Origin of the sequence: Mesorhizobium sp. M0207 (assembly GCF_040321995.1) — a bacterium.
Taxonomy (GTDB): domain Bacteria; phylum Pseudomonadota; class Alphaproteobacteria; order Rhizobiales; family Rhizobiaceae; genus Mesorhizobium.
In genome coordinates, this window is sequence record NZ_JAMYSQ010000018.1 from 49365 (window position 1) to 74067 (window position 24703).

Genomic DNA, 24703 nt, shown 5'->3' on the forward strand with positions numbered 1-24703 from the left:
CGCAATGAAACCGAAAATCTTCATCGACGGCGAGCACGGCACCACCGGTCTGCAGATAAGGGCGCTGCTTGCCGAGCGCGGCGACCTGGAAATCATCTCCATCCCGACCGAGCGCCGCAAGGAAACGGCAGCGCGCGCCGAGTTCCTCAATGCCGCCGATGTCGCGATTCTCTGCCTACCGGACGCGGCCGCCAAGGAAAGCGTTTCGCTGATCGCCAATGACACCACCAAAGTGATCGACGCCTCGACGGCGCATCGTGTCGCCGATGGGTGGGAATATGGTTTCGCCGAAATGGACAAGGACCAGGCGAAGAAGATCGCTTCGGCGAAGCGCGTCGCCAATCCTGGCTGCTGGCCGCAAGGACCAATCGCGACGCTGCGGCCGCTGGTTGCGGCGGGGCTGCTGCCGGCCGATTTTCCGGTCACCGTCAACGGCATTTCCGGCTATTCCGGCGGCGGCCGGCCGATGATCGAGGATTATGTCGCCAAGGGCGAGGATGCGCCGGAATTCCTGCCCTACGGACTGTCGCTGCAGCACAAGCACGTGCCGGAACTCAGGACCTATGCCAGGCTTTCGCACGATCCGATCATGCAGCCGGCAGTCGGCAATTTCGCGCAAGGCATGATCACGGTGGTGCCGCTGCAACTCGGCGGCCTCGACCATGTGCCGAGCGGTGCCGAGCTTCACGCGGCGATCGCCGATCATTTCGCTTCCATCGATGGCGGCGTGGTCGAGGTAGCGCCGTATCTGCATCAGGAACGCATGCCCGACATCGATCCGGAGATCTACAACGGCACCAACCGGATGAAGCTCTATGTCTTTGCCAATGATAACAGGGCGCAGGCGCTGCTGCTTGCCGTCTACGACAATCTCGGCAAGGGCGCCTCGGGCGCTGCCGTGCAGAACATGGATCTGATGCTCGGCCTCTGAATGGATGCGCCAGCATTTCCGAAGCGCTGGAAGGTCGGCGCGCCCGAACTCATCGCCGAAACGTTCAGCAGCCGCATCTGGAAGGTTGATCGCGAAGACGGCTCACCGGCAATCGTCAAGGATCTAAAGCCTTTCGACGATGTCGAGGACGAGTTGCGCGGCGAGCATTTCCTCGCCTGGCGACGTGGCGAAGGCGCGGTGCGGCTGCTGGGTCGCGATGGCCACCGGATGCTGCTCGAGTATGCCGGCGAAACCTCGCTGTCACAGATGATTGCGGATCAGGGCGACAATGCCGCCACCGCGATCGCGGCGGAGGTAATGGCCAAGCTGTTCTCGCCGTCGAAGCACCCTGCCCCGCCGGACCTTCAGCCGTTGCGGACCCGGTTTTCCAGCCTGTTCAAAAAGGCGAAGGCCGATCGCGCCGCCGGCGAAAAGAGCCTGTATGTCGAAGCTGCCGAAATCGCGGAACGGCTGTTGTCCAATCCGCACGACGTACGGCCGCTGCACGGCGACCTGCATCACGACAACATCATGCACGGTCCGCGCGGCTGGCTGGCGATCGATCCGAAGGGCGTTCTCGGCGACCCCGGCTTCGATGCCGCCAATGTGTTCTACAACCCACTCGACCGAGACGATCTTTGCACCGATCCGCGGCGGATCGCGCATATGGCGCATGTCTTTGCCGCAACGCTCGGCCAGTCGCCGCCCGCGATACTGGACCACGCCATCGCCTATGGCTGTCTGTCGGCTGCATGGCACCATGAAGATCGCAATGCGGTCGACGAAAACCGCGAGCTGGCGATTGCCGCGGCAATCCGGCGGGTGCGGCTCAGCCTCTGAGAGCGATCTCGTGGGGCAGCGGGTAAGCGCCCTTGGTACCGCGCCAATGCGCGGCGGCGAAGCCCAGCAGAACGAGCGCGAATGCCTGATGCGTCAGGGCCATGTGCAGAGGCACCTGCATCAATAACGTGCCGATGCCGATCGACGCCTGCACCGCGACAATCAGGAACAGCAGCGTCGCGCGCCGGGCATGCGTCGTGCCCGGCAGGCGCCGGCATGTCGCAATCATGTGCCAGAGCGCGACCGCGAAGATCGTGTAGGCGCCGACCCGGTGGACGAATTGCACCGTCTTCGGGTTTTCGAAGAAATTGCGCCATGCCGGCTCGAGCAGCAGCAGGTCGCCGGGAACCAGCTTACCGTCCATCAGCGGCCAGGTGTTGTAGCTCAAGCCGGCGTCTAGCCCTGCGACCAGCCCGCCGAGATAGATCTGGACCAGCGCCAGCAGCACCAGAAAGCCGGCCAGACGTTGCGTCGAGCTGTCGGCGGCAGGTTCCGAGTGCGGCGCCAGCCCACGCGCGACCACCATGGTCGCCGTGAAGATCAGCGCCGCCAGCGTCAGATGCGTCGCCAGCCGATATTGGCTGACCGAAACCCGGTCAACCAACCCGGACGCCACCATCCACCAGCCTATCGCGCCCTGCAGAGCGCCGAGAAGGAGGATGCCCGACAACTTCGTGCCGAGGCCCCGCTCGATGCGGCGCGTCGCCCAGAAGAACAGCAGCGGCAGGGCGAAGACCACGCCGACACTACGCGCCAGGATGCGGTGCACCCATTCCCACCAGAAGATCGATTTGAACGCCTCGATGCTCATGCCGTTGTTGAGTTCGGCATATTGCGGGGTCTGCTGGTAGCGCAGGAACTCCTCCTGCCACTCGGCATCATTGAGCGGCGGGATGACGCCGTGTATCGGCTGCCATTCGGTGATCGACAGGCCGGAATTGGTGAGCCTTGTAGCGCCGCCGACCAGTACCAGCGCAAACAGCACCAGGAGCACGACATAGAGCCAACCGCGTACCAGCGCGCGGTTGCGAAGGTCGCGATCGCGGGCGGCGAAAGGCGCGGCATCGGATATGGCAGCAGCCATGGATTTGTCCCGGCAGTTGAAGTCGCGGATTGGTGAACCATCGCAACCCGGCTTGCAAGACCGGACAGCGCGGCACGCCGTCGCGCCGTTTCTGGCGGGTTGCGCGTATTGGCTGTTCGGCCTAAGCGATAGCGATCAACGAGATCGCGCCATGCCCATTCGCCTGAAAAAGCTGATCGGAAGCTTCCTGCTGGTAGTGCTGGTCATAGTCTATGCGCTGGTCGCCTCGATCGTGGCGGTCGCCCAATTGTCGCAGTCCGGGCCGCTGGCGCACTTCATCTTCTTCCTGCTCAGCGGGCTTTTGTGGGTGCTGCCGGCGATGGGCATCATCAAATGGCTGATCCTGGAGCCGCGGCCGAAGGGGCGAGGCAACAGTTAGATCGTCACCACCGTCTTGCCGGCATTGGCCAGCGGCGTCGTCACGCCCGACAACATTGTTCGGATGTGGGCGACGCTCTGATAGCGGCCATTGACCGAAATGCGCGGCAGGGCGTGCAGGAAGCCGGCATGCTCGGCGCGGAGTATGCCGTGGCGGGTCGTCACCGCCGAGGCGTAGCCGGCATCGCGGGCTAGGCCTACTTCGCGGCGGCCGACGGCACTGGCATAACCGTAGGGATAGGCGAAATGGCGCGGTTCCTCGCCGAGTTTGGCCTGCAATATGCGCTTGACGTCGCCGATCTCATGTCGCGCATCGCTCTCGGAAAGCCGCTTCAGATTGCAGTGATTGACGCTATGTGCGCCGATCGCCACCAGCGGGTGCCCGGCCATGGTGCGGATCTCGTCCCAGTTCATCAGCGTGCTCGGGCGCGGACCACCCAACTCGATGCCGTTCGAGCGCGCCAGATCCCGCAACACCGCACGCTGGTCCTGCTCGCGCACCTTCAGCGTCAGATGAGCGTGCAGGCGCGCATTGGCCTGGACCTTTTTTCCCGGACTCGAGCAGTCGATTGTCACCGGGCCATCCGGCGTCGTCAGCGTCAGGCGATCGCGCGCATTGACGATGTCCTCGACCACGTCCCACCACAAATCGGCAGCGCCGTCGATCAGCCCCGGCGCGACGTAGATGGTGATCGGCGCGCCGTGCTTCTCCAGCACCGGCAGCGCCTCGGTCATGTTGTCTCGATAGGCGTCGTCGGCGGTGATCGTCGCAAACTGGCCGTCCTTGTCGCCGGCCTTGATGCGCTCGATCGCCTCGTCAAGCGTGACGAAACTGTAGCCGTTCGCCTTCATGTCGGCGATCACGGTGTCGAGAAACCCAGGCGCGATGTTCAAATGGCGGTTGACACCGTTCGGCTTCTCCGGTGTCGCGGTTACCCGATGCAGCATCAGGATGGCGCCAAGGCCGCCGATAAACGGCTTGGCCAGCGGCGCGAGACCGGAATAGCGGGCGAGATTGAGCGCCAGTTTGCGGATTGCCTCGCCCCCGTCGATCATTCATTCACCTTTTGCGCCTAAGCTCATTAAGCATGGAATGCGCCTGCGCGGACCCCCAATCGCGACGAATACGCCCCAAGGATTGAGGTATGGTTGACGCCACCGCGTCATTTGACGGCAATCGGCTGGCAAGCAGCGAGGCGTCGCCGTATGCCTTGCCGGCCGGCAAAGCCGGCCTGTCAACCTCGGTCGCCGATAGTGCGGCGTTGGCGGCGTACGCAGAATTCTGCCATTCGGCGCTTTTTGCCCCTGCGCAAAGCGCCGGCTGGATCCTGAACTGGGCCGCACATACCGGCGCCGACGTTGTCGTTGCGACGCTGCGCGCCGAGGACAGGCCGGTTTTCTCACTGGCGCTGGAGGTCACTCGCAGTGGAGCGTTCCGCGTCGCCCGGTTCATGGGCGGCCGCCATGCAAACGGCAATTTTGCCGCCGCCGACCCGCAATGGCTGGCGAATGCCGATAGCGCGGCGATCCGCTCGATGCTGGCGGCGATTGCCAAGGCGCGGCGCGACATTGATCTTGTCGCGCTGGAGCGGCTGCTGCCCGATCTCGACGGCGTTGCCAACCCGCTCTCCGCCTTGCCGCATTTTTCGAGCCCCAATCTGTCGCTGGCTGCCGGTCTTGTGGGAGGATTTGACGCACTGCTCACCCGCGTGAGCGGCAAGCGCAGGCGCAAAAAGCATCGCTCGCAGGCGCGCAAGTTCGAGGCCGTTGGCAGCTATCGTCGCATCGAGGCGAGGACTGCGGACGAGGTGCACATGCTGCTCGATGCCTTTTTTGAGATGAAGGAATTCCGCTTCCGCAAGATGGGCATCGCCAATGTTTTCGGTGAGGCGGAGGTGCGCGCTTTTTTCCGCTCGCTGTTTGCCGACGCGCTTCAAGAGGAAGATCCGTCCTTCGTCCTGCATGGGCTGGAAGTCGCCGGCAAACTTCGTGCAGTCACCGGGTCGAGCCGTTCGGGCAAGCGGCTGATCTGCGAGTTCGGGGCGATTGCCGAGGACGACCTCGCACACACCAGCCCGGGCGACTTCCTGTTCTTCGAGAACATCCAGGAAGCCTGCGAGGCGGGTTTCGAAATCTATGATTTCTCGGTCGGCGACGAACCCTACAAGCGATTGTGGTGCGATGTCGAAACGCAGCATTTCGAGGTGCTGGTTCCGCTGACGCCGAAAGGTCGTGCGCTGGCGCTTGCGCTCAGGCACGGCGCAAGCCTGAAGGCATTCATCAAGCACAGCCCAATGGTCTGGAAGCTGACCAAGCTGCTGCGCCGCAAAGCCGTGGGGCGGACAGCACCGGCCGCAGGCGAAGACGACAGCTGATTTCGATTTGAGAGAAAACTGCCTCAGGCAGCCGAGCGCCGTCCCGGCATTGGGCCCGGCGCCACATGGCCGATGGGCGTGACCAGCGTCAGGTCGGGATAGCCACTCTCGATGAGCGCGACCGCGGCCTGCGTCACCTCGTCGTCCGGTTCAAGCATGGAGAGCAAAACCTCGGTCCCCTCGCCCACCAGGCGGCTGATGCCTTGCGCGTCGGCCGGTCCGCATTCGACCACGACCAAATCATAGGCGGTGGTCAGCGACTGCATGATGATCGGCAGCCGGTCGGCGGCGCGCATGGCGCGGACCGGATCGGCTGTGCCGACGGGAATCACGTGGCAGTCCGAATAGAGATCGGGGTGGATCACATCGCTGAACTGCGCTTGTGAGGCGAGCAGATCGGTGATGCCCGGAAACAGCCCGCTGTCCAGCATCGGCCGCGAGGCAGCACCCGAAGCGGTGAGATCAAGCAGCAGCACGCGAAGCCCGGCGTCGGAGACTGCGCGCGCCACCAGCACTGCCGAGGCGGCCGCCTCGTCGCCTTCCGGTGACACGAATATGGCGCGGGCGGCACCGGTGGCGATCAGTTTTTCCGCGGCCTTGTCGATGTCGACCTCGCCGAGGATAGAACGTGCCGGTTCAATGTCTCCAGCGGCCATTTCAGAGTACTCCGGTTCGATTTTCTCGGCAGCCGCTTCCGCCACCGCGACGGGTTCCGGCTCCACTTTGCTTTCAATGATATTGTCGTCGTCGGCCTCATCGATCTCAACGACTGCCGGTTCGGACCGGCCAACCGACGGGTCGGGCTCGGCCATCACGCGTTCGGCCTGGGCAGCCGGCATCGCAACCTGCTCGATGCGCTCGAAATGGGCACCGGCGGCCGGACGCATGGCGCGGCCGGAAAACAGTTCCTGCAGCAGCGTGACGATCGCCATGATGAGCAACGAGCCGACAAAGGCCGCACTGACAATCGGACCAATCTTGGGGAAATAAGGTTCGGCCGGCACCTGGGCGTCCGAAAATACGCGAGCGTCGACGGGCAGATAGTTGCGATCCTTGCGTGCGGCCGCCTGGAGATAGCTGGATGAATAGAGATCGAGCTGCTGACGCTTGGTCGCGGCATCACGCTGCAGCGCATCGAGTTCCACCTGCTCTTCGCCGGCGCGGGCGGACGCCGCCTTCAGCGTGTTGACGTCTGCCACGAGTTGAGCCTCTCGCGCCTTCGCCGTCTCGGCCTGCGCCATCAGACCTTTCATGATCTTTTCCGCTTCGTTGCGGATCTGGCGGTCGAGATCCGCGAGCTGCGACTTCAGCGCGCGGATGCGCGGATGGTTGTCGAGCAAGGTGGTGGAAAGGTCGGCGATGTTGTTCTTGAGTTCGACTTGCCGCTCGCGTAGGCGCTGGATCAGTTCGGAAGACAACACCTCCGGAACGGCATCCAGCGAGCCGCCATTGCGCAACGCCCTGCGCACGCTGTCAGCGGTCGCTTCCGCCGAAGCGCGATTGGCGCGCACGCGTGACAGTTCGCTCGACAATTCGGACAGCTGCTGGGTGGCAAGCACCGAATTGTTGCCGCCCATCAAAAGATCGGACTGCGCACGGAATGCGGCAACCTTGGCTTCCGCCTCCTTCACCCGGTTCTGCAGATCCGCGATTTCCGGCGCCAGAAAGTCGGTGGCGGCGGAATTCGATTCGAGCTTGGCATTGCCCTTGGAGGCGATATAGGCGTTTGCAATGGCGTTCGGGATCGCGGCGGCAAGCTTTGGATCCTCTGACGAGAACTCGATTGCGATCGCGCGGGTTTTTTCAACGCCATAGACGTTGAGCTTCTCATGCATTGCGTCCAGCACGCGCTCTTCCAGCGGAATCTCGAACGGATCGCTTTTCAAGCCAACAAGGACAAGGGCGCGGCTCAGCGCCGACATCTTCAGCGCCTCGTCGAATTCGGGCAATTTCGCCAGGTTGAGCTTCGCCGCCACCTGCTTGAGGATGTCGGGGGACGAGATGATCTGGACCTCGGTGGCCACAGCCTCTTCGTCGGGAATCGACCGCTCGTTGCCGTTGGCCCCGGCTGGCCGCGTGAACTCCGATTCTCGAGGCCCGATCTCCAGCTTGGCTGCCGCCTTGTATTCGGGCGTTGCAAGCCAGGCGAGCGCAAAGGCCAGACCGGTTACAACCAGTGCGACGACAAGGATGCGCAGCCAGTTTCGCGCCAGGCCGGCGAAAAGCTGCCTGAGATCGACGTCGACATCTGCGGCCGCGGATTGAACGGACATGCATCCCTGCTCCGGTACTGAGTCAGCATGCACCGTAAACAACTATGGTAACTCAGCCGTTAATATCGCGGTAAGAACCTGTCAGGCTCTATTAACAAGCCGCAAACAAGAGGCTGAAAACCATCTGCATTCGTCGATCCGGCCCGCATCGGCCGCGCGCCTTTACCGGCCATTAACCCTAACAGGATGATAACCGAGCTCGATCGTTAAGGTTTGCCGCAGAGTCGCCGGCTATTCAAAGGTACGTGTCCGCTCATGAAAAGCACTGCTCCCCTTTTCCGCGCGCTGCTTGCCGTATCGATGCTTTCGGGCTGCTCCAGCTACCGGCCGACGCCGGCCGCATTCCATGAAGTTCTCGACCAGCCCTATCGCCTCGGCGCCGGCGACCGCGTCCGCGTAACCGTGTTCGAGCAGGAAGGACTGACCAATACCTACAGCGTCGATCAGTCCGGCTATCTCTCGCTGCCGCTCGTTGGCAACGTGCCGGCGCGCGGCCACACCGCCCAACAGCTTGAAAGCGAGATCGCCGAGAAACTGCGCCAGGGTTATTTGCGGGATCCCGATGTTTCGGTAGAAATCGATCGCTACCGGCCGATCTTCGTCATGGGTGAAGTGGGTGCGGCGGGGCAGTATTCCTACGTTCCAGGCCTGACCGTGCAGAAAGCCGTCGCCATCGCCGGCGGGTTCACGCCACGCGCCAACCAGGCAAGCGTCGACATTACCCGCGACATCAACGGCAAGGTGATAACCGGACGCGTGGTGACCTCCGACCCGCTGCTGCCCGGCGATACAGTCTATGTTCGCGAACGCCTGTTTTGATGTGCTGACAAAGTGGCGGACACACTCAGGATCGTCCACTGCTTTCGCTCACCGGTCGGAGGCATCTTCCGGCATGTGCGCGACCTGACCGAGGCTCAGGTCGCCGCCGGCCATGCCGTCGGCATCGTTTGCGATTCGACGACGGGCGGCGATTTCGAGGAACGGCTGTTCGAACAGATGAAAGGCAGCCTGGCGCTCGGCATTCACCGCACCCCGATGCAGCGTCATGTCGGGCCAGGCGATCTCGCCTCGGCCCGGCGCACCTACAGGATCATAAAAGAATTGCGGCCGGACGTGCTGCACGGGCATGGCGCCAAAGGTGGCGCCTATGCCCGTCTGTTTGGCTCATTGTTGCGGGTATCCAGGTCTCGCGTAGCCCGCCTTTATTCGCCGCATGGCGGCTCGCTTCACTATGACGAGACCACCGCCATGGGGAAGCTGTTCTTCGCGCTCGAGCGCTTCATGGCTCGCTTCACCGATTGCCTGCTGTTTGTTTCCGATTATGAGCGGCGGACTTATCGCAGGAAGGTCGGCGAGCCGCCCATTCCGAACGCTCTCGTCCACAACGGCCTGCGCGCCGCCGAGTTCGAGCCGGTGCGGACCGAGCACAATGCGGTTGACCTCCTCTATATCGGCATGATGCGCGACCTCAAAGGCCCGGACATCTTCATCGATGCGCTGGGGCGAGCCGCGACACGGCTCGGCCGCCCATTGAAAGCGCTGATGGTCGGCGACGGCGACGACCTGCCGCGCTATCGCGCCCAGGTAGATCAACTCGGCCTCGAGGTCAGCTTCCTGGCGCCGATGCCGGCCAGGCTCGCCTTCAGGCTGGCCGAACTGGTCGTCGTTCCCTCGCGCGCGGAAGCCATGCCCTATATAGTTCTGGAAGCGCTCGCCGCCGGCAAGCCGATCATCGCGACGGCGGTCGGCGGCATACCGGAAATCTTCGACACCGGCTCGCCTGTCCTGATCCGGCCCGACCCGCGCGAACTTGGCGACAAGATAAGCGCCGCATTGGCCGATCTCGACACCTACAAAGGCCTGATGCCCGGCCTCGCCGACCTCAAGGCACGCTTCGGCGCCGATGTAATGGCCGCCGAAATCGAAAAGGCCTATTTCGCCGCGCTCAAAAAATAGAACAACGGGTTTCCACCGGGCTGCTCCTGGTGAAAGCGTCTCCAAAGCCATCCGTTGTTTCAAGGGTTTCTTAGCTCTCTTTTGCTATTCACCTGAGGGAAACCTGCGGACGCCCCATGAACGAAATCGACCCAGCGCGCCGTTTTTCGCTAGACGCGGTGCGCAAATTCGACGCCCCTGCCGAGAACAATACGGCCGGCGGCATGAACGATGTTGCCCGCCAGGTCGCCTCGCAATACCGGCGCGATACGATGTCGCCGATCATGGTGAGCGGCGTCCTGCGCATGGTGGAATTCGCGCTGCTGTTGGTGTCAGGTCTTGCCGTCTATTTCTATTATGTCGGCTTTTTCAACTATCTTGCCTGGCAATACTCACTGACGATCGCCGCCACTTCGTTCCTCGCGGTCGTTCTGTTCGACGTCACCGACCGCTACCAGATCGTCGCGCTGATGCGGCCGATCGCCAATTTCGGCCGTCTCCTGCTGGTCTGGGCCGGAACATTCGCCTTGATGGCGCTCACCGCCTTCACCATGAAAATGTCGGAAGACTATTCGCGCCTGCTCTTCGGCACATGGTTCGTCGTCGGTTTCGTGCTGATCCTGGGTCTCCGACTGGTGATGTCGAAGCTGATCCGGCGCTGGGCGCGCGACGGGCGGATGGAGCGCCGCGCCGTCATCGTCGGCGGCGGCAAGGCGGCGGAGGTATTGATCCGCTCGGTCGAAAGGCAGCCCTACAACGACATCCGCATCTGCGGCATCTTCGACGACCGCGGCGACAAGCGGTCGCCGCCGGTTGTCGCCGGTTATCCCAAGCTCGGTACAATTTCCGAACTCATCGAATTTGCCCGCATCGCGCGCATCGACATGCTGATCGTATCGCTGCCGCTGACCGCCGAATCGCGCGTGCTGCAGTTATTGAAGAAGCTGTGGGTGCTGCCGGTCGACATCCGGCTATCGGCGCATTCGAACGCGCTGCAGTTCAGGCCGCGCGCCTATTCCTACATCGGCTCGGTGCCGATGCTCGATATTTTCGACAAGCCGATCAACGACTGGGATTCGGTCGCCAAGCGCGCCTTCGACATTGTCTTTTCGATCATCGGCATCATCGTGTTCTCGCCGGTGATGCTGGCGACCGCAATCGCGATCAAACTCGACAGCAAGGGGCCGGTGCTGTTCCATCAGAAGCGGCACGGATTCAACAACGAGATCATCGACGTCTACAAGTTCCGTTCGATGTATACCGACAAGGCGGACCCGACGGCCAAACAGACCGTGACCAAGAACGATCCGCGCGTCACCCGCGTCGGCCGCTTCATCCGCAAGACCTCGGTCGACGAACTGCCGCAGTTCTTCAATTCGCTGTTCGGTTCGCTGTCGCTGGTCGGGCCGCGCCCGCACGCCATTGCCGCGCAGTCGCACAACCTCCTCTACAATGAAGTGGTCGACGGCTATTTCGCTCGCCACAAGGTCAAACCCGGTGTGACCGGCTGGGCGCAGATCAATGGCTGGCGCGGCGAGATGGACACCAACGAGAAGATTCGCATGCGGACGGAATACGACCTCTATTATATCGAGAACTGGTCGCTCTTGTTCGACCTCAAAATCCTGTTCCTGACGCCGATCCGACTGCTCAACACGGAAAACGCATATTGAGCGCGACGGCCTATGTATTGCCGGCGGCGGCGGTCAACGCCAAGCTGATTGCACTGATTGCGTCGGGGGCGGTTTTCCTCGGCGTTTTCCTGTCGGGCTTCGTCATCGATGAACCGGCGCCATACGACCTCTATATGGTCGGGCTGATCGTGGTGTGGCCCTTGTTCGGCCTGCGCATACAACGCGCGGCGGTGCCGCTGCTGGTGCTGCTGGTGATCATGAACATCGGCGGCATGATCTCGATGACGCAGATGTCGGACCTCGCCGGCACGCCGCTCTATCTCGCCGTCTCGCTGTTCCTGGCCTTAACCGCGGTTTTTTTCGCTTCGGTAACGGCGGTCCGGCCCAGTCTCTACCGGGTGATCTTCGTCGCCTATGTGGTGTCGGCGGTGCTGACTTCGCTGGTCGGCATAGCCGGCTATTTCCATGCCTTTCCAGGAGCCGAGATCTTCACCAAATACGACCGTGCCGCCGGCGCCTTCCAGGACCCGAACGTGTTCGGTCCGTTCCTGGTGCTGCCCGGCATCTACCTGCTCTACCTGCTGCTTACCGGCTCGGTCGCACGCATGCCGCTATTGGCGGTGCCGTTGCTGATCATCACCGCCGGCATCTTCTTTTCCTTTTCGCGCGGCGCCTGGGGCATGTTCGCCGTTTCGGCGATCCTTTTGACCGGTGCCTTGTTCCTGCAGAGCGCCAGCGGCAAGTTCAGGCTGCGCGTCGTCGTCATGACCATCGCCGCCGTCGGACTGCTGGTCATCGCAATGATCGTCATCCTGCAACTGCCAGGAGTCGCCGAAATGTTCTCGAACCGCGCACAGCTCGAACAAAGCTACGACACCGCCCGGCTCGGCCGCTTCGCCCGCTATACGATCGGCTTTCAGATGGCACTGGAGCATCCGTTCGGCATCGGCCCGCTCGTCTTCGGCAAGATCTTCGGCGAGGACACGCACGACATCTGGCTGAAGATGCTGATGGATTACGGCTGGCTCGGCTTCGTGTCGTTCCTGACGCTGACGTGCTGGACGATCGCCGCCGGCTTCCGCATTCTGCTGCGCGACCGGCCGTGGCAGCCTTATCTTCTATGCGCCTACGTCGCCTTCATCGGCAATATCGGGCTCGGCACCTTCATCGACATCGACCACTGGCGCCATGTCTACCTGCTGCTCGGCTTGATCTGGGGTGCCATCGCGCTCGAATACCGCCACCAGTGGCAGTTGCGGGCGACGCAGCGACCGGCAATCCCCGTCGCGGTTGCCTCAGGCAGGACAGCAACCGAATTCGGTTGACCGGACCCGGTCTATCACGATACATCGCGACCGGTCCGGAGTGTAGCGCAGCCCGGTAGCGCACTTGACTGGGGGTCAAGGGGTCGTCGGTTCGAATCCGGCCACTCCGACCATTAAAATCCAAAGGCTTAGCCAGTTTTCCCCCAAACTGGCTGTACAGACAATAGCCGCACTGCAGCCAGCGCAACATACGCAGGCGCGTGATCTCATCGAGGAATCGATCACGCATCACTCGTGCGCGAGGCACGGAGGCTGGCGTCTAGCCAGAAGCCCACCGAGAAACCGCGCGGTAATGGCTAGGTAAGCTTTGCTGCGTACGCCAACCTTTATCGTGAGAAAAGGTCCCGCCGCACATGCCAGAACGGCGGGACTCGATCAGGCGCCTTGCATCAGGCAGGGGTGACTCGGGGGTTGGGCATGCCCGGTGCGCGCGGATCGTACTGAATCCTAGGCGCATCAGCTGCAATGCGTCCACCAACCATCGGTTGGAAAGAACTAATTCAATCCCGACGGCTGGCCTGGCCTGAACAGGCGCGCGCTCAAGGCTCAGTTTCTTCCCGGGGAGGAGCTTTTTGGTCAGGACAATCAGGATAGGGCAATTCTTCACACGGAGAGGGCCTGTCGCCAACGCTGCGATAATGTTCCGCGAGTTTTGCGAAACCGTAGGCGAAGGCGAAAAGAAGCGCGAGGACAACCGCTATTCGGACGGCCATACCGTATTGTAGCAGGATCCTCGCATTGGAGCGCGCGGCGTTTTGGTACGTTTGAATGTTGAGTTCGAAAAAGGTTGGCTCTAGTTGAATTGCCGTCGTCCGCAGTTGTAAGGGCGAGCGGACGCTACGAAGATGCCACGCGCTTTCGCCCTTTTCGGGAGAGATGCAATGTCGCTTCAAGGAGTTGCCTGTCCTGCCGAGCTGACCATGTTGACCAAGGCACTTGATGCCCGATGCCGTGAACTAGGCCTCGCTGATGGAGATCCAGGCAGAGAAGTGCTCGGCCGCAGAGTGATGGATTTATTTGAAAGTGGTCAGCTCAGCGCCGAAGATTTGAGACTGGCTCTGAGCGGCGAGATCTCTAACGCCAAAAATCCTCCGGCCGGAGCCAGTGGGCCTTGATACGGCAAGCGGCTATCCGCGCAGCCATTTGAATCACTGGCCCAGCGTCGGCTTCCGTGTGCGCAGGAGCGCGTGTGAACAAATGTGATTTTGCGGTCGGTGCCAGACGGGCTAACTTTACCCATCGAACGAAAGAGGAGAATGATCATGAAGACATTCCTCGCAATAGCCGCGGCACTGACCATGTCCATATCAGCTGCCTCTGCGGATTGCCCCGCGCATTCCAAGGTTCAGGCATCGGTCGACACGCAGACGAAGACAGCAAGCGTCGAGAAGGCCGATATGTCGACTGTCACGGACGCTCAGACGATCAAGAAAGAAGAGCCACAGAAGACCGAGTAGCGGTAACGCTCAGCGGATTCCACGACCCGGATAAATCGCTACTGGCACACATCCACCCACTCGGCGTCGACGAGTTCGGCCAGGCGTTGCGGGCTGAGCCGCACGGCGGCATTCGTCGCGCCTGCCGCCGGGACGACCTCGTCAAAGGCGCGCAGCGAGATGTCGCAGTAGACCGGGAGCGGCGCCGGTAGGCCGAACGGGCACACCCCACCGACGGGATGGTTGGTCGCGGCGAGCACCTGGTCGGCGTCCAGCATTCGCGCCTTGCCACCAAACCGGTCCTTGAATTTGCGATTGTCCAGCCTGGAGATCCCGCTGGCCACGATCAGCATCGTCTGGTCGCCGGCGCGCAAGCAGATCGTCTTGGCAATCTGCGCCGGCACCACGCCATGCGCTTCGGCGGCCAGAGCCACCGTCGCCGAGCTTGCCTCCGTGACGATGACGTCAATGTCGGCCGCGTGTGCGGCGAAGAAGGCGCGAACGGATTCGAGGCTCATCTCCAGCAATTTCCGTCTGGCGTCGCCGTGGCGGCCGTCAAGTCCACTACGTAGCCGAAAAAACGAAGCCCGCCAGGGCGACCCATGGCGAGCTCGTGGAATAAAAGCATGACACGTCGCTACGACACGGATCGCCTTTTGGCAGGCAACACGGCTTCGTCAAACAGAGCGCTTTCCGGAAGTTGAAGCGCGGAGGCAATACGCCGACGTTTCGAGGGATCGGCATCCTTGCCGCTTTCAACGTCGGCAATCTCATAGGCTGCCAGCCCGCACGCCAGGGACAGCTCTTCGATGCTGTATCCACGGGCTTCCCGGGCGGTTCGGACGGCACTGCGTTCAGGCGTAACCGCGCTCGCCGCCAGTTCGGAGTAAGGTTCGCGTTTTGCTATTTGGGGCATTGGCAACTCCGTGGGATGAAAGAGTTAGATCAAATCATGTTGTTGCCTGAGACGATCGGGAGAATGCCCGCTCGCCGGTGATTTGCCAAGCATCAAAGATAGCGTCACGGCATCGTGAACCGACGCCGGAATGGATGGCGGATGCCGGCGAGCTGACATCTGGCCGGATCCTCAGCAGACACAGTTCGGAAACAAAATTCTACAGGCCGGAGAAACTGCCGAAAAACTCCAAGGCGATAGTCCCAACCGCAGCGCTCGAGTCACCGACCTGAATCAGTGACGCTCAAATTCCGCCTGCGCAAAAAGGAAACGATGTCATGAAGAAGCCTCTTCTCTCCGCTCTTGGACTTGCAATCGCACTTGCACTCTCGATGCCGATCATCGGCGCAAGCAGCGCGAATGCGACGACGATGCACACCACCGTCAAGAAGCATCACCGCCATCACTACCATCACCGCGTCCACCACTACCGCCACCATCACAAGAAGGTTGTCGCGAAGAAGTACTGAAAACACCCTCGGGCGAACAACCCGCAGTCAGCCGTTCTGGTCCTGGATCAAGGGCGGCGCGCTTGCCGGGTTTGCCGTGTCGGCGAAAAATGGCGGCGGTCCGCTGACCACCGCCATTTGCTTTTCTTAACGTGCCGACCTTGAACGCGCTCGCGGCGCGTTTTGCTGCCGGCCGCCGAGGAACAGACTGGCGACGAGCCCGACCAGAACCAGCCCGACAGCGGCCACCGTCGCCGGGTGATCTCGGGCGGTCTTCTCGATCGCCCGGCCTTGCCTTCTGATTGCCGGCAAGGCGTTGCCGAGCCGCTCAGTGATATCCGAATAGTAATCCGACGCGGTATCGCGCCCGTCTTCGTAAAAGGCGCCGCCCTGCTTCAACACGGCTTTCTTCAAGGTGGCCAGTTCCCTGGCCAAGGCCGCGACCTGCTTGTTGAGATCGGTGTCGGAGATGCTCGAAAGCGATGCCATGACGTGCTTCCTTCATCTGCAGAAGGAAGCCTAACGCATGACCCTGAAGACCGTTCCGGTCAACCCGGCGGGCTCTAGCGAACCTGATCGAGCAGGCGCTTGCATTCCAGGAGGTCGAACAGCGCCTCCTGCAGCAACGCGCGATTGTCACGGGAAAGTTTTGACGTGTCCGGCGGAACCGGACCTTCCTCGTCGGTCTTGCCCATACCGAAAAAACGACGGCTGGGTTTCACCCTCGGCTGGCCAACCAGCATTTCGTCGTCCGGGCCGCGCGGCTGCGCCGCTTGCGTCAGCGGTACCGTGTCGGCCTGTCGGCGCTGCGAGATCGCCTCGACCGCCGCCATGTCGCCACTGCCGACGGCGATCAGAAACTGGTTGCCGTTCTCGCGCAACAGCTTCTGCACGCCCTTGATCGTATAGCCCTGGTCGTAGAGCATATGACGAATACCCTTGATCAGTTCGACGTCCTGCGGACGGTAGTAGCGGCGGCCGCCGCCGCGCTTCATCGGCTTGATCTGGTTGAAACGCGTCTCCCAGAAACGCAGCACGTGCTGCGGCAAATCCAGATCCTCCGCGACCTCGCTGATGGTGCGGAAAGCATCAGGGCTCTTGTCCATGGACGAATCCTCACGCTAGAGCATGATCGCGAAAGGCGGGAACCGGGTTCGGGCGACATCACGCTTAACAAAGAGAGCAGCTTTCCGTCCCGGCGGAACGGATCACACCCAAATACCGATCCGGCCTACCGAATCGCATCTTATTTCAGCGGTTTATGAAACAATATTCAAGCCTGGCGCAAAAGCAGGGTTCATTTTTCAACCGAAGCCTGGAGCATGATTCTTGGCAAAGGGGGATTGGGCGGCTACTTGCTACCCTTGGCTTTGCTGTTTTGATGGGAGCGCAGGATACGGTTCTTCAGTACGTTCGACGACTTGAAGGTCATCACCCGGCGCGGCAGGATCGGCACTTCCTCACCGGTCTTGGGATTGCGCCCGATGCGCTCGTTCTTGGAGCGGACGTGGAAGGTCGCGAAGGACGACAGCTTCACCGTCTCGCCGCGAACGATCGCCTCGCAGATCTCATTCAGCACCGCCTCGACAAGCTCGGCCGATTCAGTACGTGACAGCCCAACCTTGCGGTAAACGGCTTCGGCGAGGTCGGCGCGCGTAAGTGTCTTTCCCCCCATACGAACCGTCCCATCAGCTCAAAAACATAAATCGATACAAGCAACGGCAGAACCTAAGTAATTGATCCGTCAAGGTCAAGGACCCGAACCCGATAGTTCGGCACTTACCAGCGGAGCAGGACGGCACCCCAGGTGAAGCCGCCGCCCATCGCCTCGAGCAGTACCAGGTCACCCTTTCTGATGCGACCGTCGGCGACGGCTGCGGACAGTGCCAGCGGCACGGAAGCCGCCGAGGTATTACCGTGCAAATCGACGGTCACCACCACCTTCCGCTCCTCTATCCCAAGCTTTTTGGCCGAAGCGTCAATAATTCGTTTATTGGCTTGATGCGGCACGAACCAGTCGAGATCGGCGGCGCCGATGCCGGCCTGTGCGAACGTCGCCTCGATGACGTCGGTGATCATGCCGACCGCATGCTTGAACACTTCGCGGCCTTCCATCCTGAGGTGCCCGACCGTTCCGGTGGTCGACGGCCCACCGTCGACAAAAAGCTTGTCCTTGTGGATGCCGTCGGAGCGCAGGCTGGCCGCCAGAACGCCTCGGTCGGCGATGCCGCCTGCCCCCGTGCCTGCTTCCAGCACCATCGCGCCGGCGCCGTCGCCGAACAAAACGCAGGTCGAGCGGTCGTTCCAGTCGAGAATACGCGAAAATGTTTCCGAGCCGATCACCAGTACCCGTCTGGCCAAGCCGCCGCGGATATAGAGGTCGGCGGTCGTCACTGCATAGACGAAGCCGGAGCAGACCGCCTGCAGGTCGAAGGCAAAACCGTGGTGCATGCCGAGCCGGTTCTGGATCTCGACCGCGGTCGCGGGAAAGGTGTTGTTGGGCGTCGAGGTCGCCAGCACGATCAGGTCGATATCGTCAGCCGTCAGGCCGGCGCTGTCGAGGGCCGCGCGCGCTGCCGCCTCGCCCAGCGAGGCCGTCGTCTCGTCGTCGGCCGCAATGTGGCGCTGGCGAATGCCGGTGCGCTGGACGATCCACTCGTCCGACGTCTCGACCATGCCTTCGAAATCGGCATTCTTCATAATGCGGCGGGGCAGCGCGGCGCCCGTGCCGCGCACGACGGATCTGATCAATGCTCTTTCCTATTCCTTTGCGTCGATGACGACGTCGGATTTCCGGATTGTCTGGGCATTCGGATTGCGGGCATGGAACAGGTCGAGATCGGCTTCGATGCGGTCAAGCAGATTGTTGCGCACCATGTCGTAGCCAAGCTCGATCGCCGCCGCGAAGCCATCCGAATCAGCCCCGCCATGGCTCTTCACCACGATGCCGTTCAATCCGAGGAAGACGCCGCCATTGGAGCGGCCGACATCCATCTTCTCGCGCAGGCGATCGAAGGCGGTCTTGGCGAAGATATAGCCGATCCTGGCCATCAGCGTCCGGTTCATCGCCGCGCGCAGATAGCCGGCGATCTGCCTGACGGTGCCTTCCGCCGTCTTCAGCGCGATGTTGCCGGCAAATCCCTCGGTAACGACGACGTCGACACTGCCCTTGCCGATGTCGTCACCCTCGACAAAGCCATGGTAGTTCATCGAGGCCATGTTGGCCTCGCGCAACATACGACCCGCCTCCTTGACCTCTTCCTGACCCTTGATCTCCTCGACGCCGACATTGAGCAGCCCGACGCTCGGCCGTTCGATGCCGAAAACCGAGCGCGCCATGCCGGTGCCCAGAATGGCAAAGTCAACCAGTTGATGCGCATCCGCGCCAATGGTGGCGCCGACGTCCAGCACCACGCTCTCGCCGCGCAATGTCGGCCAGAGCGCCGCGATTGCCGGGCGATCGATGGTCGCCATGGTGCGCAGGCAGAATCTGGACATTGCCATCAGCGCGCCGGTATTGCCGGCCGAGATGCAGGCGTCGGCAGTGCCTGCCTTGACCGCCTCGACGGCCTTCCACATCGATGACTTCCAGCGGCCATGGCGCAGCGCCTGGCTCGGCTTGTCGTCCATCCGCACTGCGATCTCGCAGTGCACGAACTCACTCACTTCCGCCAGCTTAGGGAATTTGGCGAGTTCGGGCCGTACCACTTCTTCGCGCCCATAAATGACGAAGCGTATATCCGGACGGCGGGTGGCGACAGTCATGAGCGCCGGGATGACCACGCTTGGCCCGTGATCGCCGCCCATGGCATCGATGGAAATCCTGATCACGCGGTGTTCATCTCACGGTTGATTGGCCAGCGGGCTTGCCAAGGTGCGGGGCTCGCGAAGGTTCGGCGAAAATAACGGTTTTGGGCTGCCGCACAACCAACTTTTCTCAAATTGGGTCAGCCATCAGGATTTTCCCAACAGTGATCTGAGCTTTTGCTGGAATTCATTCTCCACAGGCTCGGTATCGCCGGCGGCCTCCAGCGATACACCCGGCTTGCGCGGATATGGATCGATCGCCAAGCCAAAGAACTGCTCGGCAAGCGCCCCGACGTCGATCGCATCGCCGGAAAAGGTTTCCGGGCTGTCGGGGCCTTCGGCGTCGAGCAGGATCTCACCGCCGCCGTCGAAACCTTGCCGCCCGAGCTTGGATTGCTCCGGCAGGAACAGCGCTTCGACCGGCTCGTCGATATGCGCCTCGACCGGGTCGAGGGTGACGATGCAGGCCTGCGTTATATCGGCCTCGACATGGCCGCTGACTTTCACCCCGTTGCGTTTCCAGGGCTCGACCAGGAGTTCGGCGCGATAATTCTCGACCGAAAGCAGCTCGTGCTCGACGGCCAGCAGGGCGCGCTGGCCAGCGTCGGCATCGATCACCACCGGCAGCCCCTTTTGCGGCAGCCGGGCGACATTTGCCAGGAATGACACTGGGCTGTGGGTATCAGGGTATTTCATCTTCGCCTCCACTTCGCCACCTTCATCGGCCTGCCGTCGCTCAAGCGTTGGCCACGGGAAATGACACCGTTCCGGAAACGATCGATTCGGTCGGCTGTTCCGCGAGTTGCCTTGATGCATCGGCGGCATAGAGTGCCAGTTGCGACGCTTGCGGCCAGGCGCCGGCATCCGGCCTGACATTGCGGGCAAGGGCGACGGCGAGTGCATCATGGTCATTTCTTTGCAGCGCATCATCATAGGCGGCGGTACGGCCATAGAACATTTTCGCCAGTTTCCGCATTCGCTTCGGCACGCCGACGTCGCCAATGCCCAATTCACGCAACGAATGTTCGACATCCATGAAGAACTCGTCGATCAGCACCTGCGCAACCTCTGCCGCAGCACCGCCCTCGCCTCGCAACCGGTGCTGAAACAGGAACATGTGCAACGACAGCATCTCGAAGCGGCCGAGCGGCGTGTCCGGTACGTTCCAGGCGGAATAAAACACCGTTTGCCGCGCCGCCGCCACGATTTGTGCGTAAAGCGCCTCGGTGATGGCGCGGTTGGCATGTCGTTCGCGGCCAAAGAGGCGCTGGAACATTTGAGGGTGGTCTCCCGGGACCGTTTGTTGAAGTGGCCTTGTTGCATCGGCAAGCAAGCTGGTTTACCGGTTTTGCGGCCCAGCGCAAGTTGCGGCCAGCTTATGGAGTTGTAGTTGCGCGCGCTGAAATTCAAGTCGACTTTCCTGCCCAAGCCCGGCGGTGCGGTTTCGCTGCTGGTGATCGCTGCGGCACTTTCCGCCTGCAATTCGTCCAAGATGATCGGCGATCTCAATCCGAGCGAGACGCTGACGCAAGGCTACGTCATAGACCAGCAGGCGATCGACCTGGTGCCGGTCGGCTCAAGCCGCGAACAGGTGCTGCTGGCGCTCGGCACTCCCTCGACGAAGGCGACCTTCGATAACGAGGCCTTTTATTACATTTCGCAGACGCGCAAGCGCTATGTCGCCTTCGACAAGCCGCGGCTGGTCGACCAGCATGTGCTGGCGGTCTATTTTGGCGATGACGGGCGCGTCACCCAGATCGCCAATTACGGCTTGAAAGACGGCAAGGTGTTCGACTTCATCTCGCGCACCACGCCGACCGGCGGCAAGGACCAGAACTTCCTCAGCCAGATCATCAGTGGCGCCAGCAAGCTGGCGCCTGGTATTCCCGGCGCCAGCGGCGGCAGCACGCTCGGCGGCAGCTGATCCACCCGAGGGTGTCGGCTTCCTTCCGTTCCTTTCGCTTCCCTGTAAGCGGCATATCTCAGGCAATGAAGAACCCGCGGGAGCGATCCCGCGGGTTTTGTTTTAAGGCCATAGCGACCGAGCTTAGCCGTGCGCGAGAACGGCCAGCAACAGCAGCGCGACGATGTTGGTGATCTTGATCGCCGGGTTGACCGCTGGGCCGGCAGTATCCTTGTAGGGATCGCCGACCGTGTCGCCGGTCACCGAAGCCTTGTGCGCTTCGGAGCCCTTGATGTGCTTGAGGCCGTCCTTGTCGACGAAACCATCTTCGAACGACTTCTTGGCGTTGTCCCAGGCGCCGCCGCCGGAGGTCATCGAGATGGCGACGAACAGGCCGTTGACGATGACGCCGAGCAGCGAGGCGCCAAGCGCGGCAAAGGCGGATGCCTTCGAACCGGAGATCAGGAGGACGCCGAAATAGACCACCAGCGGCGCCAGCACCGGCAGCAATGACGGAACGATCATCTCCCGGATCGCTGCCTTGGTCAGAAGGTCGACGGCGCGCGCATAGTTCGGCTTCGAGGTGCCTGCCATGATGCCCGGATCCTCCCGGAACTGCTTGCGCACCTCCTGAACGATAGCACCCGCGGCGCGGCCGACGGCGGTCATGGCGATGCCGCCGAACAGATACGGGATCAGGCCACCGAAGATCAGGCCGGCGACGACGTAAGGATTGGAGAGGTCGAAGGAGACGTCGCCCATACCCTGGAAGTAGGGGTATTTGTCGCCATTGGCGGCAAAGAACTTCAGGTCGTTAGAGTAGGCCGCGAACAGCACCAGCGCGCCGAGGCCGGCCGAACCGATGGCGTAGCCCTTGGTTACCGCCTTGGTGGTGTTGCCGACAGCGTCGAGCGCGTCGGTTGACTGGCGCACTTCCTTGGGCAGGCCGGCCATTTCGGCAATGCCGCCGGCATTGTCGGTGACCGGGCCGAAGGCATCGAGCGCGACGATCATGCCGGCGAGGCCAAGCATCGTCGTCACCGCGATCGCCGTGCCGTAGAGGCCGGCGAGCTGGTATGTCGAGATGATGCCGCCGACGATGACGATCGCCGGTAACGCCGTCGCTTCCAGCGAGACCGCGAGGCCCTGGATGACATTGGTGCCGTGACCGGTGACCGAGGCCTGGGCGATGGAGTTCACCGGACGCTTGTTGGTGCCGGTATAATATTCGGTGATCACCACGATGAGTCCGGTCACCGCAAGGCCGACAAGGCCGCAGATGAACAGGTTCGTGCCGGTGATGGTCATGCCGGCGACGGTGCCGATCTCACCCCAGCCGATGCATGCCGAGGTGGCCACGGCAAGGCCGACAATTGACAGCAGGCCGGTGACGATCAGGCCCTTGTAGAGCGCGCCCATGATCGAGCCGCTGGAACCGAGCTTGACGAAGAAAGTGCCGACGATCGAGGTGAGAATGCAGGCGCCGCAGATGGCCAGCGGATAGAGCATGGCCGCGCCGAGAACGTCGGTGCCACCGAAGAAGATGGCGGCGAGGACCATGGTGGCGACCACGGTCACCGCATAGGTCTCGAACAGGTCGGCGGCCATGCCGGCGCAATCGCCGACATTGTCGCCGACGTTGTCGGCAATGGTGGCCGGATTGCGTGGATCGTCCTCGGGAATGCCGGCTTCAACCTTGCCGACAAGGTCGCCGCCGACGTCGGCGCCTTTTGTGAAGATGCCGCCGCCGAGACGGGCGAAGATCGAGATCAGCGAGGCGCCGAAGCCGAGCGAAACAAGCGAGTCGATGACGACGCGATCGTTTGGCTGCAGACCCATGAACTGGGTCAGGATCAGGTAGTAGATCGAGACGCCGAGCAGGGCCAGGCCAGCAACCAGCATGCCAGTGATGGCGCCCGACTTGAAGGCGATCTCGAGGCCGGCAGCGAGGCTGTTGGAAGCCGCCTGCGCGGTACGCACATTAGCGCGCACCGAGACGTGCATGCCGATGAAGCCAGCGGCACCCGATAGAACGGCGCCGATCAGGAAGCCGATGGCGGCGGTGATCGAAAGCAGCCACCAGGCAAGCAGCAGGACCACGACGCCGACGATGGCGATGGTGGTGTACTGGCGCGCCAGATAAGCCTGAGCGCCTTCGCGGATGGCCGCGGAAATTTCCTGCATGCGTGCATTGCCCTGATCGGCCGCGAGGACCGAACGTGTCGCCCAGATGGCGTAAAGGACTGAAAGCAGACCGCAGGCGATGACAGCTGAAATTATGGTCATTGCCGAATTTTCCTCGATTGGTGGCCCAAAAGAACCCCTCCCCGGGCCGTTGAGACAGGGGACGAATTTTCCGCAACCGGAATCCGTCCCTTCGCAGCGGCTTATGCGAAACAGGGCTCGGAACGTCAAGATATTGTTCCGTTCCTGTCCGGCTTTCGCCCAAAAGATCCCGGGTTTCGCCCAAAAGGCTGGACGGCAGCGCCTGTCGACACTGCCATCCGGTTAGATCGGTTGAAATCGGCGAACAGTGGTCAGGCTTTACGCGGGTCGCCGTCCGGCTGGACGACGAAGACCAGCACCAGCAGCATGGTGATGTAGAATTTGAACGCCGCCTCCTGACCATTCCAAGTCGAAGACTGCCACATGGCGAACCACTCGCCGCCAACGACCATGAAGCCGAAATACCAAACGAGGAAGCCCATTGTGGCGGCAATGATGGCGAACTTCTTGGCATCGTTGAAAGCCTGTCCGCTGGCGTTGCGCGCCTGCCAGAGTTGCCAGGCGGCGATTAGGTAAAGCAGGCAGGTCAGCGCCTCGCCAATGATGATCAGCCAGTAGCCAGCCGTCCACAGCGACGGGTTGGTGATCGAGCGGTACATCAGTGCATTGCCGGGAAAGGTCGTATCCATGCTCAGCACATGCTGGACAAAGGCGAAGTTTGAGCCGTAATCGGTGATGTTGCCGAAGGCGACGAGGAAGGCGAAAGCCGCCAGACACAAACACATGACGATCTTGGAGAAACGCGCGGTCATGGCAAGAACTCCTGCTGAAAGATCGGGGCATCGCACTCATCAATCGCCGAATCCCGAAGATCGCGCAACGGGTGGGCCAGTGATCATCGTGCTCACAGCCATTGCGAGACATTATGTCGGCAAGCAAGACATTGCCGAGACTGTCGAAGCCCTCGATCTCGACAGTGATTGCGCGGTGGGCGACTTGGTCTCTGTGGTTAGAGCCGACACACAGCACGATTTCGCCATCATCCGCCGCCGCTGGATCACCGGCGAGACGGGCACAACGCTGGAACTGACGCTCGATCATCCGACGCGGTCGACCGGCCACTGAAAAAAGAGCGAACTTCGCCCCGAGACG

General features: G+C 61.9%; 27 protein-coding genes and 1 tRNA gene. 14 read left to right on the plus strand and 14 right to left on the minus strand.

The features are described from left to right. Positions 1–4: 4 nt before the first annotated feature. Entirely contained in the window at positions 5–931 is a 927-nt protein-coding gene (argC, locus tag NKJ15_RS22380) for an N-acetyl-gamma-glutamyl-phosphate reductase (protein WP_352817626.1), read from the plus strand. Further along, positions 932–1771 carry an aminoglycoside phosphotransferase family protein gene (locus NKJ15_RS22385; RefSeq protein WP_352817628.1) on the plus strand — a complete coding sequence of 280 codons (840 nt, stop codon included), beginning with the start codon at positions 932–934 and terminating at the stop codon, positions 1769–1771. On the opposite strand, the gene NKJ15_RS22390 is transcribed toward NKJ15_RS22385, so the two are convergent. After that, positions 1761–2855: a COX15/CtaA family protein gene (locus NKJ15_RS22390; protein WP_352817631.1), complete on the minus strand. Its 1095-nt coding sequence runs from the start codon at positions 2853–2855 to the stop codon at positions 1761–1763. The genes NKJ15_RS22385 and NKJ15_RS22390 overlap by 11 nt on opposite strands. A gap of 151 nt (positions 2856–3006) precedes the next feature. On the opposite strand from NKJ15_RS22390, the gene NKJ15_RS22395 reads away from it, so the two are divergent. Continuing rightward, positions 3007–3234, plus strand: coding sequence for a DUF2842 domain-containing protein (locus NKJ15_RS22395; RefSeq protein WP_023674629.1), 228 nt, complete (start codon positions 3007–3009; stop codon positions 3232–3234). Here NKJ15_RS22395 and NKJ15_RS22400 read toward each other — a convergent pair. Next, a complete protein-coding gene (locus NKJ15_RS22400) occupies positions 3231–4289 on the minus strand; it encodes a polysaccharide deacetylase family protein (RefSeq protein ID WP_352471988.1) in 1059 nt (352 codons plus the stop codon). The two genes, NKJ15_RS22395 and NKJ15_RS22400, sit on opposite strands and share 4 nt — an antisense overlap. An 89-nt stretch (positions 4290–4378) precedes the next feature. Here NKJ15_RS22400 and NKJ15_RS22405 point away from each other — a divergent pair, with 89 nt between their 5' ends. After that, the gene (locus NKJ15_RS22405) at positions 4379–5608 is read left to right on the plus strand and encodes a GNAT family N-acetyltransferase (protein WP_352817633.1); all 1230 of its coding nucleotides are present in this window, start codon (positions 4379–4381) and stop codon (positions 5606–5608) included. A gap of 23 nt (positions 5609–5631) precedes the next feature. Here the strand turns inward: NKJ15_RS22405 and NKJ15_RS22410 are convergent, their stop codons facing one another. Next, entirely contained in the window at positions 5632–7881 is a 2250-nt protein-coding gene (locus NKJ15_RS22410; protein ID WP_352817636.1) for a GumC family protein, read from the minus strand. Positions 7882–8136: 255 nt separating this feature from the next. Here NKJ15_RS22410 and NKJ15_RS22415 point away from each other — a divergent pair, with 255 nt between their 5' ends. From NKJ15_RS22415 to NKJ15_RS22445, 7 genes are all read left to right on the plus strand, one after another. Then, on the plus strand, positions 8137–8700 hold the full coding sequence (locus NKJ15_RS22415) for a polysaccharide biosynthesis/export family protein (protein WP_352817638.1): 564 nt from the start codon (positions 8137–8139) through the stop codon (positions 8698–8700). Between the two features lie 12 nt (positions 8701–8712). Continuing rightward, positions 8713–9837, plus strand: coding sequence for a glycosyltransferase family 4 protein (locus NKJ15_RS22420; RefSeq protein WP_352817641.1), 1125 nt, complete (start codon positions 8713–8715; stop codon positions 9835–9837). 116 nt (positions 9838–9953) lie between these two features. After that, positions 9954–11489: an undecaprenyl-phosphate glucose phosphotransferase gene (locus NKJ15_RS22425; RefSeq protein ID WP_352542416.1), complete on the plus strand. Its 1536-nt coding sequence runs from the start codon at positions 9954–9956 to the stop codon at positions 11487–11489. Beyond that, positions 11486–12775 carry an O-antigen ligase family protein gene (locus NKJ15_RS22430; RefSeq protein ID WP_352817644.1) on the plus strand — a complete coding sequence of 430 codons (1290 nt, stop codon included), beginning with the start codon at positions 11486–11488 and terminating at the stop codon, positions 12773–12775. The genes NKJ15_RS22425 and NKJ15_RS22430 overlap by 4 nt, the downstream gene beginning before the upstream one ends. A gap of 36 nt (positions 12776–12811) precedes the next feature. Beyond that, positions 12812–12888, plus strand: a tRNA-Pro gene (locus NKJ15_RS22435). A gap of 768 nt (positions 12889–13656) precedes the next feature. Next, positions 13657–13890 (plus strand): hypothetical protein, encoded by a 234-nt coding sequence (locus NKJ15_RS22440; RefSeq protein WP_352817647.1) that lies wholly within the window; start codon positions 13657–13659, stop codon positions 13888–13890. A gap of 147 nt (positions 13891–14037) precedes the next feature. After that, positions 14038–14232 carry a hypothetical protein gene (locus tag NKJ15_RS22445; protein ID WP_023674517.1) on the plus strand — a complete coding sequence of 65 codons (195 nt, stop codon included), beginning with the start codon at positions 14038–14040 and terminating at the stop codon, positions 14230–14232. Between the two features lie 38 nt (positions 14233–14270). Here the strand turns inward: NKJ15_RS22445 and NKJ15_RS22450 are convergent, their stop codons facing one another. Then, positions 14271–14729, minus strand: coding sequence for a YbaK/EbsC family protein (locus tag NKJ15_RS22450; protein ID WP_352817650.1), 459 nt, complete (start codon positions 14727–14729; stop codon positions 14271–14273). Positions 14730–14848: 119 nt separating this feature from the next. Beyond that, positions 14849–15127, minus strand: coding sequence for a helix-turn-helix domain-containing protein (locus NKJ15_RS22455; RefSeq protein ID WP_352471998.1), 279 nt, complete (start codon positions 15125–15127; stop codon positions 14849–14851). A 317-nt stretch (positions 15128–15444) separates the two neighbouring features. On the opposite strand from NKJ15_RS22455, the gene NKJ15_RS22460 reads away from it, so the two are divergent. After that, entirely contained in the window at positions 15445–15636 is a 192-nt protein-coding gene (locus NKJ15_RS22460) for a hypothetical protein (protein ID WP_023674514.1), read from the plus strand. 126 nt (positions 15637–15762) lie between these two features. Here the strand turns inward: NKJ15_RS22460 and NKJ15_RS22465 are convergent, their stop codons facing one another. The 7 genes from NKJ15_RS22465 to NKJ15_RS22495 all read right to left on the minus strand — a co-directional run bounded on the left by NKJ15_RS22465 (position 15763) and on the right by NKJ15_RS22495 (position 20698). After that, positions 15763–16104: a hypothetical protein gene (locus NKJ15_RS22465; RefSeq protein ID WP_352472000.1), complete on the minus strand. Its 342-nt coding sequence runs from the start codon at positions 16102–16104 to the stop codon at positions 15763–15765. A 74-nt stretch (positions 16105–16178) separates the two neighbouring features. Beyond that, positions 16179–16721 carry a MerR family transcriptional regulator gene (locus NKJ15_RS22470; RefSeq protein ID WP_352682035.1) on the minus strand — a complete coding sequence of 181 codons (543 nt, stop codon included), beginning with the start codon at positions 16719–16721 and terminating at the stop codon, positions 16179–16181. 245 nt (positions 16722–16966) lie between these two features. Then, the gene (locus tag NKJ15_RS22475; RefSeq protein WP_023717292.1) at positions 16967–17290 is read right to left on the minus strand and encodes an integration host factor subunit alpha; all 324 of its coding nucleotides are present in this window, start codon (positions 17288–17290) and stop codon (positions 16967–16969) included. A gap of 104 nt (positions 17291–17394) precedes the next feature. After that, complete coding sequence (locus tag NKJ15_RS22480) at positions 17395–18366, minus strand: beta-ketoacyl-ACP synthase III (RefSeq protein ID WP_352682037.1); 972 nt, start codon at positions 18364–18366, stop codon at positions 17395–17397. A 9-nt stretch (positions 18367–18375) separates the two neighbouring features. After that, complete coding sequence (gene plsX, locus NKJ15_RS22485) at positions 18376–19446, minus strand: phosphate acyltransferase PlsX (RefSeq protein ID WP_352472001.1); 1071 nt, start codon at positions 19444–19446, stop codon at positions 18376–18378. A 123-nt stretch (positions 19447–19569) separates the two neighbouring features. Next, a complete protein-coding gene (locus tag NKJ15_RS22490; protein ID WP_352817655.1) occupies positions 19570–20118 on the minus strand; it encodes a YceD family protein in 549 nt (182 codons plus the stop codon). 40 nt (positions 20119–20158) lie between these two features. Next, positions 20159–20698 (minus strand): ubiquinol-cytochrome C chaperone family protein, encoded by a 540-nt coding sequence (locus NKJ15_RS22495; protein ID WP_352501523.1) that lies wholly within the window; start codon positions 20696–20698, stop codon positions 20159–20161. Positions 20699–20812: 114 nt separating this feature from the next. Here NKJ15_RS22495 and NKJ15_RS22500 point away from each other — a divergent pair, with 114 nt between their 5' ends. Further along, positions 20813–21346 (plus strand): outer membrane protein assembly factor BamE, encoded by a 534-nt coding sequence (locus NKJ15_RS22500; RefSeq protein WP_352472003.1) that lies wholly within the window; start codon positions 20813–20815, stop codon positions 21344–21346. A gap of 123 nt (positions 21347–21469) precedes the next feature. Here NKJ15_RS22500 and NKJ15_RS22505 read toward each other — a convergent pair whose 3' ends face one another. Together NKJ15_RS22505 and NKJ15_RS22510 are read right to left on the minus strand one after the other, a co-directional pair. Continuing rightward, positions 21470–23611, minus strand: a complete 2142-nt coding sequence (locus NKJ15_RS22505; protein ID WP_352501522.1) for a sodium-translocating pyrophosphatase — start codon at positions 23609–23611, stop codon at positions 21470–21472. A 251-nt stretch (positions 23612–23862) separates the two neighbouring features. Beyond that, positions 23863–24363: a DUF2165 family protein gene (locus tag NKJ15_RS22510; protein ID WP_352472005.1), complete on the minus strand. Its 501-nt coding sequence runs from the start codon at positions 24361–24363 to the stop codon at positions 23863–23865. Between the two features lie 79 nt (positions 24364–24442). Here NKJ15_RS22510 and NKJ15_RS22515 point away from each other — a divergent pair, with 79 nt between their 5' ends. Then, positions 24443–24676, plus strand: coding sequence for a hypothetical protein (locus NKJ15_RS22515; RefSeq protein ID WP_352542410.1), 234 nt, complete (start codon positions 24443–24445; stop codon positions 24674–24676). The last annotated feature ends 27 nt before the right edge of the window (positions 24677–24703 follow it).